Source organism: Sphingomonas sp. So64.6b (assembly GCF_014171475.1).
Taxonomy (GTDB): Bacteria; Pseudomonadota; Alphaproteobacteria; order Sphingomonadales; family Sphingomonadaceae; genus Sphingomonas; species Sphingomonas alpina_A.
This window is the reverse complement of sequence record NZ_CP048817.1, coordinates 376,481-392,826: the sequence shown is the minus strand read 5'-3', so window position 1 is coordinate 392,826 and position 16,346 is coordinate 376,481. Positions and strand designations below refer to the sequence as shown.

13 protein-coding genes are annotated in these 16,346 nt (G+C 63.5%); 5 read left to right on the top strand and 8 right to left on the bottom strand.

Features of this window, described 5'->3' with window-relative positions; translation table 11 throughout:
- Positions 1–23 precede the first annotated feature (23 nt).
- Together G4G27_RS01825 and G4G27_RS01820 are read right to left on the bottom strand one after the other, a co-directional pair.
- Positions 24–434: a hypothetical protein gene (locus tag G4G27_RS01825; RefSeq protein WP_183111600.1), complete on the bottom strand. Its 411-nt coding sequence runs from the start codon at positions 432–434 to the stop codon at positions 24–26.
- Positions 435–501: 67 nt separating this feature from the next.
- Positions 502–1,134 (bottom strand): LysE family translocator, encoded by a 633-nt coding sequence (locus tag G4G27_RS01820; protein WP_183111599.1) that lies wholly within the window; start codon positions 1,132–1,134, stop codon positions 502–504.
- 137 nt (positions 1,135–1,271) lie between these two features.
- On the opposite strand from G4G27_RS01820, the gene G4G27_RS01815 reads away from it, so the two are divergent.
- Complete coding sequence (locus G4G27_RS01815) at positions 1,272–2,012, top strand: 16S rRNA (uracil(1498)-N(3))-methyltransferase (RefSeq protein WP_183111598.1); 741 nt, start codon at positions 1,272–1,274, stop codon at positions 2,010–2,012.
- A gap of 3 nt (positions 2,013–2,015) precedes the next feature.
- Here the strand turns inward: G4G27_RS01815 and G4G27_RS01810 are convergent, their stop codons facing one another.
- From G4G27_RS01810 to G4G27_RS01795, 4 genes are read right to left on the bottom strand one after another with little or no spacing between them, the layout of a single operon-like run.
- Positions 2,016–2,318, bottom strand: coding sequence for a DUF4387 domain-containing protein (locus tag G4G27_RS01810; RefSeq protein ID WP_183111597.1), 303 nt, complete (start codon positions 2,316–2,318; stop codon positions 2,016–2,018).
- Complete coding sequence (locus G4G27_RS01805; RefSeq protein ID WP_183111596.1) at positions 2,305–3,702, bottom strand: acyclic terpene utilization AtuA family protein; 1,398 nt, start codon at positions 3,700–3,702, stop codon at positions 2,305–2,307. Before G4G27_RS01805 ends, G4G27_RS01810 begins: the two co-directional genes overlap by 14 nt.
- Positions 3,703–3,709: 7 nt before the next feature.
- Positions 3,710–5,032: a citrate:proton symporter gene (locus G4G27_RS01800; RefSeq protein ID WP_183111595.1), complete on the bottom strand. Its 1,323-nt coding sequence runs from the start codon at positions 5,030–5,032 to the stop codon at positions 3,710–3,712.
- Positions 5,033–5,062: 30 nt separating this feature from the next.
- Positions 5,063–7,300: a TonB-dependent receptor gene (locus tag G4G27_RS01795; RefSeq protein WP_183111594.1), complete on the bottom strand. Its 2,238-nt coding sequence runs from the start codon at positions 7,298–7,300 to the stop codon at positions 5,063–5,065.
- Between the two features lie 173 nt (positions 7,301–7,473).
- Between G4G27_RS01795 and G4G27_RS01790 the strand changes: the two genes are divergently transcribed.
- From G4G27_RS01790 to G4G27_RS01775, 4 genes are all read left to right on the top strand, one after another.
- Positions 7,474–8,175, top strand: coding sequence for a Crp/Fnr family transcriptional regulator (locus G4G27_RS01790; protein WP_183111593.1), 702 nt, complete (start codon positions 7,474–7,476; stop codon positions 8,173–8,175).
- A 48-nt stretch (positions 8,176–8,223) separates the two neighbouring features.
- A complete protein-coding gene (locus G4G27_RS01785; RefSeq protein WP_183111591.1) occupies positions 8,224–9,597 on the top strand; it encodes a glutamate--cysteine ligase in 1,374 nt (457 codons plus the stop codon).
- Positions 9,598–9,785: 188 nt separating this feature from the next.
- The gene (locus G4G27_RS01780; protein ID WP_183111589.1) at positions 9,786–10,214 is read left to right on the top strand and encodes a YciI family protein; all 429 of its coding nucleotides are present in this window, start codon (positions 9,786–9,788) and stop codon (positions 10,212–10,214) included.
- A gap of 43 nt (positions 10,215–10,257) precedes the next feature.
- A complete protein-coding gene (locus tag G4G27_RS01775) occupies positions 10,258–11,517 on the top strand; it encodes an RNA polymerase sigma factor (RefSeq protein WP_183111587.1) in 1,260 nt (419 codons plus the stop codon).
- On the opposite strand, the gene G4G27_RS01770 is transcribed toward G4G27_RS01775, so the two are convergent.
- Both G4G27_RS01770 and G4G27_RS01765 read right to left on the bottom strand, forming a co-directional pair.
- Entirely contained in the window at positions 11,514–12,812 is a 1,299-nt protein-coding gene (locus G4G27_RS01770; protein ID WP_183111585.1) for an isoprenylcysteine carboxylmethyltransferase family protein, read from the bottom strand. The two genes, G4G27_RS01775 and G4G27_RS01770, sit on opposite strands and share 4 nt — an antisense overlap.
- A 145-nt stretch (positions 12,813–12,957) precedes the next feature.
- Entirely contained in the window at positions 12,958–16,293 is a 3,336-nt protein-coding gene (locus tag G4G27_RS01765) for an autotransporter outer membrane beta-barrel domain-containing protein (RefSeq protein ID WP_183111583.1), read from the bottom strand.
- Positions 16,294–16,346 lie beyond the last annotated feature (53 nt).

Genomic DNA, 16,346 nt, shown 5'->3' with positions numbered 1-16,346 from the left:
CGCCGTCGCCGACAAGGTTCCGATCAGCGAGCGTTGGACATCGGTTCCGCGGCATTGGCGACCGTCGTTGTCTCCTCCGCTGCCTCTGCGGCCGCCAGATCGGCAGCATGTTTGGTCAGGCTGGCGGGTGCAGCAGGCAAGGATCCGCTCCATGGATCCATCCGGACGCAATAACCCGACAGGTTGCCGCACTGGCGCACTTCGCCGGTCTTGCTATCGACCAGAACGATCACATGGCTGTCGTCGTCGAGCGTTGCGGCCGTCTTATCCTTGGGCGAGCCAGCGGGTTTCAGTAGCGACCAAAGCTTGCTCGGACTGTAAATGCCGATCCCGACATAGCGGCCTTGGTGTTGCGCTTCGCCAGTCGCTTCTTCGGCTTTCGAACATCCGGCAAGGCACATCAGCATGCCAATGGCCGCAAGGTGAATCTTCATGATGGCCCTCCCACTGTCAGGGCGATATCATATCATGACAGTCGGAATTACAAGAGCGCGAATCTTCTTACCGCCGCGCCTCGGTCGCCATGCGCACCGCCAGACCACCGAGCAGGGTCGCCATGATCCAGCGCTGGACCGTCGCCCAGCGCGGACGGCCGGCGAGGAAGGCCGCGATCGAGCCCGCCATCAGAGCGACGATGGCATTGATACTGACACTCGCCACGATCTGAACCGAACCCAGGACAAGCGACTGGACCAGCACGCTGCCACGATGGGGATCGATGAATTGCGGCAGCAGCGAGAGGTACATCACCGCGATCTTCGGGTTGAGCAAATTCGTGACGAAGCCCATCGCGAACAGGCGGCGCGGGCCATCGACCGGCAGATCGCGTACCTGAAAGGGTGACCTGCCGCCCGGTTTGATCGCCTGCCAGGCGAGATAGAGAAGATAAAGTGCACCACCGATACGCAACGCATCATAAGCGAAGGGCACGGCCATCATGAAGGCGGTGATGCCGAACGCCGCGCACAACATGTAGAACAGGAAACCAAGCGCGACGCCGCCAAGCGAGATGAAGCCCGCTTTGGGGCCCTGACCGATCGAGCGCGAGATCAGGTAGATCATGTTCGGCCCCGGCGTCAGGGCCATGCCCAGCGCCAGAAGAGCGAAAGCGATCAGGCTGGCGGTGGTCGGCATGGGCTGCTCCCTTTTGTGCCGCCGCTTCTAATGCAGATCGCGTATGGCCGCGACCGACCTTCGCTTTCGTCCGTGCAAGCCGTGCTTGGCCTTTTGCGCTCGTTGCGGTGATCGGGTTTGGACCGTAGGACGGCCTTATGCCCGCCACCCCCGCCTGGCCACCGCAATCGACGCCGCGATTGTTCGTCGAAACCGAACTCGCGCCCGGATCGATTCGGATCGACGGGCCGCAGGCGCATTATCTCGTGTCGGTGATGCGCATGAAAGTGGGCGATCCGGTCAAACTGTTCGACGACGCGACCGGTGAATGGCTCGGCGTGGCGAGCATGGTCGGCAAGCGCGCCCTGATGCTCGACGTGACCGAGCGCTTGCGTGAGCGCGAGGCGGTGCCTGATCTGTGGCTGTGCATGGCGCCGCTGAAGAAAGGGCGGATCGACTGGGCGATCGAAAAGGCATGCGAGCTCGGCGTGGGCCGGATCGTGCCGGTGCTGACGCGCCGCACGATGGTCGACCGGCTCAATCTCGACCGCCTGCGCGCGCATATGATCGAGGCGGCGGAGCAATGCGGACGGACCGCGATCCCCGAGCTGGCGGAGCCAGTCAAGTTGGCGGCTTTGCTGCGCGACTGGCGGGCAGGGCGAACGCTGTTTTTTGCCGACGAGACGGGCGGCGTTCCGGCCTTCGAGGCGATGCGCGGAGCGACCGGCGCGGCGGCGATCCTGGTCGGGCCGGAGGGCGGGTTCGATACGGAGGAGCGCGAGGCGATTCGCGCGTTGCCGGATGCGGTCGGGATCGGGCTCGGCCCGCGCATCCTGCGCGCGGACACGGCGGCGGCGGCGGCGGTCGCGGTGTGGATGGCGGCGCGGGGCGACTGGTAGCGCCTAAAGCTCCAAGTCGAGCAGCCGGACATATTGCTGCCCGCCGTGCATATCGCGTTCCAGATATCCGCCCTGCGGCACGGCACGGGGATAGGAGAGCTTCACGACGAACAGGTCGGGCAGGGCAAAACGCTTGATCAGGCCGGCATCAACCTCGAACAGACGCGCGATCGCGGCAGCGCCGAGCGACGCGTCATCGGCATAAAGATCGAACGCCTGGCGATCGGCGAAGAACAGGTCGAGCGTGATCCAGAATGGCCCGGCATTCTTCGATCGTACATGGCAGACGTCACTAAGCTTGGGCATCGAGCAGGGCATCCTTGTCGCAAAATATCGTCCGCACGAGTTGCATGCCGTCATCCACCCGGACCACGTGATTAAGCTTGAAGTCGAACACCTGCCCGCGCTCCGTTTCGGCCGGCGAAAAGGGAAAGGCGTAGCTGGGTAATTCCTGATCCGGATCGAGCGGCATGTGAAAAAAGGCCGGATTGCAAGTCTTAGCGATCTGGGTGGCGATTTCCTGGCTCGCGGCGGTCGCGACGAACAACAGGCCGATTTCGCGCGGCACCGGCTGCGGTCCGCCGATCACGCTGCCCGATACCGCGTTCCAGCCATAGGGCCGCAGCGAGATATCGAACCTGCCCGCCCGCTCACCCATCGCCGCCTCGACGCGGCCAGTGAGATAAGCGTGCATCTGAGCGATGAACCGGTCGATCTCGCCGAGTACGCCGCGATCCTGGATACCGACCAGCATGATCGTCTGGAAATCGCTCCCCGCCGCCCCTTCGAGCTTCATCGTATAGGGCATGGCATTGAAGCACGAGCCGGAGACCAGCACGATCCGATCATCGACTGCTACATAGGTCGCGTGACGGACATCGAGTACGCCACCGGGTTCGAGCAATTCGAACGGGTCGGTGTTTTCGTACAGCATGTGCGCAGACACCGTAGCCGGCGTGCAGGCGTTGTGCGGGCTGAGTGGCTCGACCTCAAACGCGTGGTGGCCGACCCGGACCATCACGCCGCCATCACGTGTCGTGACAGTGCACTGCCCGCCACACTCGGCCGTCTTGCCGGCATGCCAGGCCGGTCCCGCGCCCGCGCCATGCATCAACGGCACAGCGGCGATCACCGCCGTATCGGTGGTACGGCCGCCGAGCACGATATCGGCACCGGCGCGCAGCGCAGCGATATAGGGCTCCGGCCCCATCAGCGCGACGATATGGTCGCACTCGGCGAACACCGCGAGGTCGGTTCCGGTAAACGGTGCCAGTGGAATGATCCGGCCATCGGTCGCCGCTTCGGCCAGAAACGCGGCATCCTGTTCCGAATAAAGTGTCGCGATGCGCGGGCTCAACCCCTCTTCGCGTGCGATCTCCAGCGCGATATCGCGCATCCAGTCGACTGCCATGTCGCAACCGGACGTACCGCACGACCCGATCAGCAATGGTATGGCCGCCACCGCCTGGGCGCGCATCAATATGGCGAGATCCGCTTTCACCGCATCGCGCGAATATTTCGACCGGCCAGTGGCGAGATAGGCTGGGCCGCTATCGGTCGATCCCGCGTCGCAAGCGATGGCATGCGCTCCGGCGGCGAGGCCGTGCTGCACATCGCTGTCGCGGACGCCTGCACCGACCGCGCCGACCGGCACAAGGACGTTGATCGTGTTGGTGAGCCGTTCAGTCATCGATACCTCAGGTGATTGCGCCGGTGAGCCACGCGGTGGCGATCAGGACGAGGGTGAGCAGGCAAGCCCATTTGAGCGCGAAGCGCTGCAGCGCGCCGACATCGACGCCGAGCAGACCGGAGGAGAAATAGAGCGCCGCGAGTAGCGGGCTGAGCGCGTGGATCGGTTGCGCCAGCAGCGACGCTCGGCCGATCTCGACCGGCGCGATGCCGTATTGCGCGGCGGTCTGCGCGATCACCGGCACGACACCGAAATAAAAAGCGTCGTTGGACAAGGCGAAAGTCAGCGGCGCGGCCATGAAGGCGGTAATCGGGCCGAGCCATGGGCCCAGCGATGGCGGTATCGTGGTCATCGCACCCTTCGCCATCGCGTCGACCATGCCGGTGCCCGCCATGACGCCGGTGAACACACCCGCCGCGAGGATCAGGATCAGGATCGGCAGCGCCGTCGCGGCATGCGCCGCCAGCCGGTCGCGCTGGTCGTTGAGGCGCGGATAATTGACCATCAGTGCGATCGACAGGCCGACCATGAAGACCAAAGGCAGCGGCACGATGTGCAGGACGGCCAGACCGATCACCGCAATAGTGAGCAGTAGATTGACGACAAAGAGCCTGGGCCGGCGCAGCGCCGCGGTCGCCGCATCGACCTCACCGCCGATGAGCGGCGCGACGATCGAAGCGCTGTCGGTCGAAGGGGACGAACCACCTCCCGGTGCGGCAGCCAGGCGACGACGTTCTGCGCGGCCAAGATACCATGCGATCCCGAACGTCGCGACGATGCCCGCGACCATTGCCGGCAACAGCGGCACGAACACATCGGCCACGTCGAGACGCAGCGCGGCGGCGACGCGGCCGGTCGGTCCGCCCCATGGCGCGAGGTTGATCACGGTATTCGCCGACGCCAGGATCACTGCCAGCACCAAAGGGTTCATGCCGAGCCGGCGATAGACCGGCAGGAAAGCGGTGATCGTGATCAGTGCGGTGGTCGCGCCGTCCCCGTCCAGCGACACCACGCTCGCCATCATGGCCGTGCCGACCGCCACCCGCACCGGATCGTCGCCGGCAAAGCGCAGGATCCGTGTGACGAGCGGCTCGAACAGTCCGGCATCGATCATGATCGCGAAGAACAACACCGCGAAAAGCAGCAAAGCGGCGGTCGGCGCGAGCTTGGCGAGGCCATCGACCGCCATCGGTCCGAGATCGGCGCCATGCCCCGCGACCACGCCGAAGATCAGCGGCACCAGGATCAGCGCAACCAGCGCCGACAGCCGCCGCGTCATGATCAGGATCATGAACGTGGCGACCATCAGATAGCCGAGCAGCATCAGCATTGGAGGTGCTTTATCAAGATCATCTCACTCTCAGAACGACGCATTGAGTGTCACGCCGATCTGACGCGGCGGGCCATATTGCACGAACAGGCCGTTGGCGGAGTCGACCTGGAAGGTACGGTATTCCTTGTCGGTCAGGTTTCTGACCCAAAGCTGCGCCGAGAAACGATCGTCGACATGATAGGTCAGGCTGGCGTCCCACAGCGTCCGGGCGCGGCGATATTCGATGAAGTCGTTATCGTTGTCGTCATAGATATCGCTCTGGTAGTCCATCGACACCAAGGCGCGCAGCCATCCCCAGTCGCTCTTTGGCGTGGTGAAACCGAGATCGGCTGTGATCGCATGTTTCGGGGTACGGCTGAGGCGGTTGCCCGCCAGGTCGCGCTGCACCGCGGAGCCATCGGCCAGGATCGCCGAGGTCTGGGTCAGTTGGTCGAAGCGCGCATCGAGATAGGTGTAACGCACCGTCAGATCGACCAGATCGACCGGCGCGAAGATCAGTTCGGTTTCGACGCCCTTGATCGTCGCGTCGCCAGTGTCGGTCGATACGCGCGATCCGCCCGGCCCCGCAGTCGCGTCGGGGATCACCTGGATGGTCTGGAAATTCTTGTACTTGGCGACGAACGCCGAGACATTGGCGCGCAGCCGCCGGTCGAGCCAGTCGGTCTTGAACCCCGCCTCGTAATTGGTGACCTTTTCCGGCGCGGTCGCGATGCGTGCGAGGACCGCGCTACCCGGCTGTTCCGGAAACGCGCCCGATTTGAAACCGGTCGAAACCGTGCCGAACAGGAAGATATTGTCGTTGACGCGAAAATCGGTCCCAACCCGATAGGTCACCAGCCGCTGCCCCGCCTCGCCCGGCGTACCGACTGTCGTGTAGCCGATCGTCGGCGCGGCGGGATTCCCGATCAGCCGGGTGACGTCATAAGTCTTCTTCTCATCGGTGTAGCGCGCGCCGCCGAAGACCCCGAGCCCAAAGCCGAACTTGTACTGAACTTCGCCAAAGGCGGCATAGCTGCGATTGGTCGAATGAGCGACGAAGCGATTCTCGCTGGTGTCGACCACGTCGGTCTCACTCTCGCGCTCGCGACTGATCCTGTCATGGTTGTAATAGAGCCCGAACACCCAGCTGAATGGCCCGGACCCAAGCGAGGTCAGGCGTGTTTCGGCCGAATAGGAATCGGCGTTTTCCTTCGCCAGCGTTTGGATCGCCGGTGCCACGACGCCTGCCGCGAGATTGGCAGCCGCGTTGCTGCCGTCGAGATCGTCGGATGACGTGTAGTCGAGCGTGCGCCAGGCGGCCGTCGCGGTCAGCGTGGCGAAGCCGAGTATGTCGGTATTCAATTCGCCCCGGACGCCACCGGTCTGCGTATTGATGCCGCCATAACGATCCGGATCGGCGACGCGCGGCTTGTCGAAATCGTCATAGCCGCGCGGACCGGACGTACGGAAGGGCAATGTCCGCACGTTGAAGTGCGACCCCTGACCCAGATCCTGCTTGGCGATGTCGCCGGCAAGGAGGAAAGTTGTGCCGGTGCCGATACCGACCATGGTCTGGACGCGCGCGCTGATCTTGTTCTCATCGTCAAGCGAACGTCCGCCCGGCGTATGACGAAAGCCGTCATTGGTGACTGCGCCGAGTACCACGCGAGTCGCGATCGTGTCGGTGATCGGCAGGTTGAGCATTACATTACCGTTGAGCTGGCTATATTCGCCGGCCGTCAGCTGGGCATGGGCAGCGGCCTCGCTGGTCGGCTTCGCGGTGATGAAGTTGACTGCCCCGCCGACGACGTTCTTGCCGAACAACGTGCCTTGCGGCCCCTTCAGCACTTCGATGCGCTGCATGTCGAAAAAATCGATGCCGAGCATCGCGGCGCGGCCAAGATAGACGCCGTCGAGGAACGCGACCGACGACGGATCGCCGCCCGCTCCCTGGTTTGAACTACCGATGCCGCGGAAAAAAGGACGCGGCGCCGCGCGTGGAAAGGCATCGAAGTTCACGCCCGGCGTTGCTTGTGCCAATCGGGCAAAGTCGTTGATGCCCTTTTCCTGCAATTGCGCGCCGGTAAACGCGGTGACGGTAACCGGCGCGTTCTGCAGCGATTCCTCCCGGCGGCGCGCGGTGACCACGATATCCTGGATCGCCGAGTTCGACTCGGGAGCTTCAACCGCATGAGCCTCTTCTGGCACCGTCTGCGCGAGTGCCGGTGCGGCGAACAAGGCGCCGGCAGCGGTCGTGGCGCTCAGCGCTTTGCGAAATCTGGTCATATCCTATCCTCCCCTGGCCGTGCGTTAGGAGCAGCGGTCCGTGATCGCGGCGGTGTTTTCGCCGTCCGCGTCGGAGCCATTGCACCCGGAGGACTCGGGCTGCGTGTCGCCAATGTTACATCGGGTGGAATTTATTTGGGCTATGCTTCACCGATCGCAGTCAGGAGTGGAAGATGGATACGGCCGAGCCGACGACCGTCGGCATCATCAATCGCGAGAACTGGATCGGCGCGCTTCCCGCACCCGTCCGGGAGGCGATCGAGGCGCGGATGACTCGCTTTACCGTGGCACCGGGCATGCCGGTCAAGCGCGCCGGCGAAGCGGCGACCCGCATCTTTCAGGTCGAGACCGGTTTCCTGAGCCTGATCGGGCTTCACGTCGACGGCCGACAGGCGCTGATCACCATTTATGCTGCCGGCAACTGTTTCAGCGAAACCGCGATGATCGTCCGGCGCGAACATAACCATACCACCATCGCACTAACGCCAGCGGTGGTTCGCCAACTCGAGCGCGACGATTTCTGGGAGCTCTATCACCGCCATCCCGAAATCCCCGAAGCCTTGTGCCGCAAGTTCGCCGAAGCGATCTCGCGCCAGATGGCGAGCCGCGAACAGCGCGCCACGCAGCGTCTTGGCCAGCGCATCGCCACGATGTTCGCAAACCTGGCCGAGCATGCCGGCGAATCGGTCGTCGGAGGGGAAACCCGGATTCTGTTGCCGATCACACAGTCCAACATCGCCGACATCTTCGACGTGACGCGGCAAAGCGTGCATCGTGAGGTCAGCCACCTCAAGCAACTCGGAATCGTCGACAAGCGCCACGGCGATTGGGTGGTGATCGATAGCGAGCGGTTGCGGCAGATCTGCTCTTACTAGCTTGCCTGCCCACTAGCGCCGCCCTCGCGGCATCGCTACATGCGCGCCATGAGCACGAAGACCGTTTCAAAGAGCAACGCAGCGGTCATCGAGAGCCGCGATCAACTCGTCGCGAGTTTCGCCAAGGGTGAGAAGCCGATCAAGGATTGGCGCATCGGCACCGAGCATGAGAAGTTCGTCTATGCCCTGTCCGATCATCATGCACCGAGTTACGACGAACCGGGCGGGATCAAGGACCTGCTCGACGCACTGACCGACTATGGCTGGCGCCCGGTACTGGAGGGCGGGAAGGTCATCGCGCTGTCGGGCGCCGATGGATCGGTCAGCTTGGAGCCGGCCGGCCAGTTCGAACTGTCGGGCGCGCCGCTCGACAATCTGCACGAGACCTGCGCCGAGACCGGCCGCCATCTCGAGCAGGTCAAGGCGATCGGCGACAAGTTCGGGATCGGCTTCCTCGGCCTCGGCATGTGGCCGGACAAGACGCGCGCAGAGCTGCCGATCATGCCCAAGGGTCGTTACGCGATCATGCTGCGGCATATGCCGCGCGTTGGGTCGATGGGGCTCGACATGATGCTCCGCACCTGCACAATCCAGGTTAATCTCGACTACGAAACCGAAGCCGATATGGCGAAAAAGTTCCGCGTCGGCCTCGCTCTTCAGCCGCTCGCGACCGCGCTGTTCGCCAATTCGCCGTTCACCGAGGGCAAGCCCAACGGCATGCTGTCGTACCGCAGCCATATCTGGTCGGACACCGATCCGGCGCGTACCGGCATGCTGCCCTTCGTGTTCGAGGACGGCTTCGGCTACGAACGCTACACCGACTATGCGCTCGATGTGCCGATGTACTTCGTCTACCGCGACGGCAAATATATCGATGCGGCGGGCCTGAGTTTCCGCGACTTTCTGCGCGGCGATCTGGCGGTACTGCCGGGCGAAAAGCCGACGATCGACGATTGGGCCGATCATCTGTCGACCGCCTTTCCCGAAGTGCGCCTGAAGACCTTTCTCGAGATGCGTGGCGCCGACGGCGGACCGTGGAACAAGATTTGCGCACTGCCAGCTCTGTGGGTCGGCTTGCTCTACGACAATGGCGCGCTCGACGCGGCATGGGATGTGGTCAAGGACTGGACGATCGAGGAACGTCAGGCGCTACGCGACGCGGTGCCAAAGCTGGCACTGGATGCACCGATTCCAGGCGGCGGCAGACTGCGCGATATCGCCGGTGAGGTGCTCGACATCGCCAACGCGGGATTGACCGCCCGGGCGCGGATCGATTCATCGGGCAGCAACGAAACGGGTTTCCTCGATCCGCTGCGCGAGATCGTGCGGTCGGGCAAGGTCCCGGCTGAGATCCTGCTCGAACGCTATCATGGCGCTTGGGGCGGCGACGTCTCGAAGGTCTATGATGAGATGCGGTTTTAATTCCTTCTAAGCCCCTTCCCTTCAAGGGAGGGGCTTAAGTTTGTTTGCCGGACGGCATTCTGTCTCGCTGCAAAAAATAATTTCGCACATGTGTCGATATCCCGTTTGCTCAATCGACGTGTCATCAGAGCCATCTTGAACGGGGTAAGACATCCCGGGATCGCTCACGATAACCAGGAGTGAATGTCATGCGTGTAATGGTGATCATGAAGGCGAGCGCCGAGAGCGAAGCCGGCGTCATGCCGAGTGAACGACTGCTGGCCGAGATGACCGCGTATAATGAGGAACTGGTCAAGGCCGGCATGATGCTCGCCGGCGAAGGCCTGCATCCCTCGTCGAAGGGCGCGCGGGTCCGCTTCGACGGCGACAAGACCAGCGTCCTCAACGGCCCGTTTGCCGAGACCAAGGAACTGATCTGTGGTTTCTGGCTGCTTCAGGTCAAGTCGATGGATGAAGCGATCGAGTGGATCCGTCGCGTGCCCAATCCCGATGGCGCGCATCACGAAATCGAAATCCGCCAGGTGTTCGACGCGGCCGATTTCGGCGAGGCCTACACACCCGAACTACAGGCACGAGAAGAAGCGATGCGCGATCAGATCGGCAATTACGGCCAGTAAGACGCACTTTGCCTCCGCCGTTCCCCCTGCCTAAACTATCGGGATGGGAACGGCGGATGCCTTGCGTGCGATCGAGACAGTGTGGCGGATCGAGTCCGCCAGGCTGATCGCCGGTCTGGCCCGCATGACGCGCGACCTGACTGAGGCCGAGGAACTGGCGCAGGAGGCGCTCGAAGCCGCGCTGCGGCAATGGCCGGAGGAGGGGGTGCCGCGCAATCCCGGCGCTTGGTTGATGGCCACGGGCAAGCGGCGGGCGATCGACGGATTCCGCCGGTCCCGCATGATTGACGAGAAGCACCGCAAGCTTGCGGGCGAGGTCGATGTCCTGGATCATTCCGTCGAAGACGAAATCGTGGCTGCGATCGATGACGAGATCGGCGACGAACTGCTCGCGCTCATTTTCATAGCATGTCATCCCGTGCTGGCGACCGAAGCACGCGTCGCCCTCACCTTGCGGCTGATCGGCGGCCTGTCGACCGAGGAGATCGCCAGCGCGTTCCTGACCTCCGAGGCGACCGTCGCACAACGCATCGTGCGCGCGAAGAAGACGCTGGCCAAGGCAGACGTCGCCTATGAAGTCCCGCGCGGTGCCGAGCGCGATGCCCGGCTTTCGTCGGTGCTCGAAGTCATCTATCTGATCTTCGGCGAAGGCTATTCGCCCGCGGCCGAAGATGCCTGGACACGGCCTGCGCTGTGCGAGGAAGCGATGCGGCTTGGCCGGATTCTCGCCGGCCTCACCCCCGTAGAAGCGGAAGTGCACGGCCTGCTCGCGCTGATGGAACTTCAGGCCTCACGCTTGCCGACGCGGACCGGGCCGGACGGTGCGCCGATCCTATTGCTCGATCAGGATCGCGCACGCTGGGACCGGGTACTTATCCTGCATGGGCTGAAGGTATTGGCGATCGCGGAAAGCCTTTCCGATCCGGCCGGACCCTATACTCTGCAGGCGTCGATCGCCGCCTGTCACGCGCGAGCACTGACCCCGGATGCAACTGATTGGGAACGGATCGCGTCACTCTATGACGAACTGAGCCGCACGCTGCCCTCCCCAGTGGTCGACCTCAATCGCGCCGTCGCCAGATCGATGGCGTTCGGACCGGCGATCGGACTGGCGCTGGTCGATGAGCTTGTCGCCGAAGGGGTGCTCGAAAATTATTATCTGCTGTTCAGTGTTCGAGGCGATTTCCTCGCCAAGCTGGGGCGAACGAGCGAAGCGCGCGAGGCGCTGCTCAAGGCCGCATCGCTTGCGCGTAGCGATCGCGAGACGGCATTGCTGGAGGCCCGCGCGGCGTCGATCGCTTAAGCCTGCGTTACCGTCGACTTGCCCATCACCCAGGCAAAAAAGCGCGGCACCAGGCCGTTGCGGGCCATCCAGGCGGAATATTCCTGATAGGCCGGATCCATGCCGAGATGGCGCTCCTCGGTCCGCGCACGCCAGTAATAGATGCCGGCGACCACTCCCATCAGGATGGTCGAGCGCGCGGCATCGGCCATGCTCCCGGTGGTCAGGATCGGGATGGTCGAAATCCACCAGAACAGGTTCTTCGACAGATAGGCCGGATGACGCGAAAACGCATAAGGACCATGCGTTAGGATGCCGCGATGCGTCAGGTTCGAGAAGCGGAAACCGAACGCCATCGTCGCCCAGGCATAGATCGCGGTCAGCGCGACGAGGACCGTGCCGATCAGCGTCAGGATGATCGGATGACCGGCGAACCAGACCGACCATTCCGACGTGCCCGGGTGATAGTCGAACGGCCCGTTATCGCCCATCAGGATGAACGGCGGATAGCAGATCAGCGCACCCATCCATCCGGCGGCAAACGGGTTGGCGGTACGGATATGCGAATCAAGCGGGCGAAAGGTGAGAATGTACCCCACGGTTGCGAAAGCGACGTCGATCACGAACATGAAGGTGATCAGCCAGTTGGCCAGCGCGACCGGATCGTGCAGCACCTGTGACGTATCGCCGCGGATGAATTCACCAAAACCACCGGGCACGATCGCCAGCATGAAAGCGAGGAAAAAACCCTTCACCGCCCAGCTGCGCAGATGGTTGTAGATCGATTCCTTGTCGACCGGTTCCTTCAAACCCATCAGCCAGGCACCGAGCGCCCAGGAGCCATCCTTAGGCTCGACCGCGCGGCGGTCCATCCACAGGATATATGGAATCGACAGCGCGAACAGCGCGGGTGCCGCGACCTGGAAACACCACATCGAGAACTGGAAATTACCTTCGCCGTAGAAACGCCCAACGGCATAAATCAGCGCGATTCCGCCCCAGGTGACCCACAGGCCGGCAAGCTTGGTGAGACTGATGTCGAATGTCTCGCGCCACGGTTTCGGCGCCCACCAGTCGATTCCGGTGGTCGGGTTGAGGTGAACCTTGTCGACCAGCACCGCCCATAATACCATTGGCACGCCGCACGATGCGACATTGGCCAATGCGGAATACGGTCCATCCATCTGATAATGGCGCGCGAGCGCGACCCAGATGAGCAACCCGGCCAGACCGGCCAGGCCGCAGCCGGAGCTGACGGCGGATTTGGGCCGCGGATCCGCCTTGGTGGCGCGCGCGAGAGCGGTATCGTGGAACATGGCAGCGATTTAACGCGGAATGGTAAGCAAGCCGTGAAGGATGACTTGATCCAGTTTCAGCAGCTGAACGATCTTGTCGTCATGGATGACGTCAGCTGGCCGTCACTGTCCGGCTCACGGCCTTCACCATGAGCCGGACTGATCGTCACATGCCGAGTCTGATCCCGAGGCGGAAGGCGACTGCGGCATGGCCCTGCTGTTCTTCGGCGCTCGCCTCGGCGGTCAGCGCGAAGCTCCCGTTGCCACCGGCTACTCCGACCCGCCCGATAAAGCCGCTCTCCCGTTCTTCGGGGGCGAGTGTGAAACTGTTGCCGGTCGCAAAGCGCGCGACGGTGACGCCGAGCGATCCCCCGACAATCTGGCGCCGGCCGGCTTCCAGGTTGAGCCGCATCCAGGTGCGATCGGGATCAAGGCTACCGAAATCATACCCCAGCGCCAGCGAGCCGGTCGCGGCGAGTTCGTCGCTGCTGCGCTTGCCGACGATCAGGTTGAAGGCCTCGCCACCGCCCGTTTCAGTATGCGCACCTTCGCTCAGCCGGTAATAGTCGATCGCGCCGATCGGTCGAAGGTGCAACCGCTTGCCGACACGCAGGTCATATGCGGCGAATCCCGCTGCCGAATAAAGCTTCCCGGTCCATTTGCTCTCGGCGACGCGATTGAAGGCACTACCGTCGCTGCTGCCGTCGAAGTGACGCGACCCGTCAAAGTTGATCGTCGCCGCCGACGCGCGTGCACCGACCGCCAGGCCGCCCCAGCGATTGCGCCAATGCACCGCCGCCTCATATTGGTTCGCCTGGATCTCATTGTCGTTCGATCCGTCGCCATCGGTCCCGGCGAGGTAGGCCAGCGACAGGCCGACACGGCCGATCGCGCCGACCCCAATCTCGATACCACCGTTCACGCCATAACCGCTGACGTCATAGGCCGCGCTGTCGCCGAGATTCTTCGACGTGCCCCAGGCAACTTGCTGCACCCAAAAGCCCCAACCGCCCATATCAACGATGTTCGGATTAGCGTCCTGCAGAAAGCGCGCGGTGGCGCGCGACCCTTGCGTAACCGATTCGAACACGCCGCCGGCATAGTCGGGCAGAAAGCTGGAGTAGCGCTGGCGGAATGTCTCACCATCGCCGATCGCGAGGATCGTCGCAGAGATTTTGGCGTCCTTGTCGATCACCGCGAAAACCGCGTCATACGCCGCCGCCGATCCCGCGGTGATACCCAGCTGGCTGGCGGTCTTGCGCGCGATGGTCAGCTTGATCGCGGTGTTGCCTGGATCGGTGGCCAGGCTGCCGCTGAACAGGAAAGGAATGTACATGTCGTTTATCGTCAGGTTGCTGCCACCGGTGATGCTACCCGCCCTGACGATGGTGTAGATTCCAGCCGCGCGATTGACGCTGTCGAGACGAACCAGCACCTTCGACCCCGTCGCAAAGCTCGCATTGCCGGTAACGTCATAAATCGTCGACGTTCCGTTCGCGGCGTTGATGTTGACGCTGATCGTGCCGGCCGCGCCGACCTCGAGCGAGGACAGGCCGACCGTGCCGGTATTGCGCAAATCGAGCAGGCCCGAAACCCGCGCGACTGCACCGCCGCTATTGAACAGATAACCGCGCATGGCGGTGCCGGCGCCGAGCGTCAGCGTGTCGGCGCCCCCGCCGAAATCGATATCGCCGTTGATTTTCGAGGTGCCCGACAGGGTCACCGTGTCGGCCCCGTTCTCGAACTGAAGCAGACCGGTATGCGACGTGCTGTCACCGAACGACACGCTGTTCGCGCCGGTGCCGAAATACATGTCGCCATTGGTCTTGGCGGTGCCCACGAGCGTCACGGTATCGGCACCGCTGCCAAAGCGGACCGCGCCGGTCTGGACCGCGTCGCCGCTGAGCGCGAGCCGGTTATCACCCGCACCGAAATCGGCGTTGCCGGCATAGCTGCCATCGGCGATGTCGAACAGGTCATTGCCGCTGCCGAACAGGACCGCGCCGACGATCTGCGGCGCGGTCTTTCCGCTTTCCGCTGCAACCTGCCTGACGGTCGTGCCACTGGTCACCGACCGTACGTCGATCGCGATATTGCGCGTTGGATCGGTCGAGCCCGAGGCACCGATCCCGCCACTATTCTCGATCAGCTTCAGCGTGCCCGATCCATCGTAAATCGCGGTGGCGGTGCCGACGCCGGAGGCCGTGGCACCGATCGCGCCGCTATTGCGGATGGTGGGAAGGGACGCGCCCGCCTCGATCGAGATCGCACGGGCCTGATGAGTCGAATCGGCGCCGCCAGCCGCCGAGATTGTGCCGCTGTTGACCGTTTCGAGCATCGTCGTGCCGGCACCGAGCTTCAGCGCGGTGGCATTGGCCTTTCCGGATGCGGTAATCGAGCCGGCGACCGAAATGCCGTTGCCGAGGTTGACCGCATGCCCCTGCCCACCGATCGACATGCCGGTCGCGTTGACCAGAGCGTAAATGCCGTTGCCGGCGATCGATCCATTCACCACCACCGAATGACTGCCCGTATTGCCCGCGACCGCACCGATCGTCAGGTCGCGCGTCGCCGAACCGATTTCGACTGCGGGCGCAGCGCCATTAGAGACGATCTTCGCGGTGCCTTCATTGGCATCGGGCACGCCGTCCTTGTCCTCGTCGGGATCGGTGCTGACCTTGTCCGGCGGTGGTGCGTCGAACAATATACCGCCGCCGACATTGCCGGAGACCCTGACCGCCGGACCGCCTTGCAGCAAATCGTCCGCGTCCAGCTTGGCCGGATCGGCAGCGGGGTTGCGATAGCCGCTCGCGGTGATGTTGCCCTGGACGGAGAATTGCCCGCCGATGTCGCCATCCGCCGCGACGCCGACCGCGCCAGCGCCCTGCACGGTGATCGTACCGGTGAGCCGCACATTGCCCGACACCGCGTCGGTGCGCACGCCGACCGCGCGATCGCCGGTGACAGTGACCGTGCCGCTGCTGGTGACCGATCCGGTTACAGGGCCGCCAAGCCGGATGCCGCCAGAATCGTTACCCTCGACGGTGATCGTGCCGCTGTTGACGATGCTGCCGGTGAACGCCGCGCCGTCTGCGGTGCGGATGCCGAAGCGGTTCGACCCTTGTGCGAAGGGGCCGTCGATGTCCCCGTCATTGTCGGCATCGGTCGGCGCATAGCTTTCGTCGATGACGATCGAGCCACTATTGGTGATCGTGCCAGACCCGCCCGCAGCGACGAAGATTCCGTTCGCATTGCTGGCGTTGCTGATGAGAATCTTGCCTTCGTTCTTGACGTTGTTGGCGCTGTCGAGCGTGACCGCGTTGCCGCCGGCCGGTTCGACCGACCCGGTCGAGGTGATCGTGATGTCCGAAGGCTGGCCGCTTGCCGCAGTCGACGTCGATACCGGCGTCGTCACCTTGGTGGAGATGGTGGTTTGCGCCACGGCTGGCAGGGCGGCAAACAGAATTGGGGTGAGGCAGGTGGTGGCAAGCAAATGACGCATAATTTCCTCGGGGCCGCTGATGTGCTCGGGGAAATGACGGCGTTGGCCGGCCC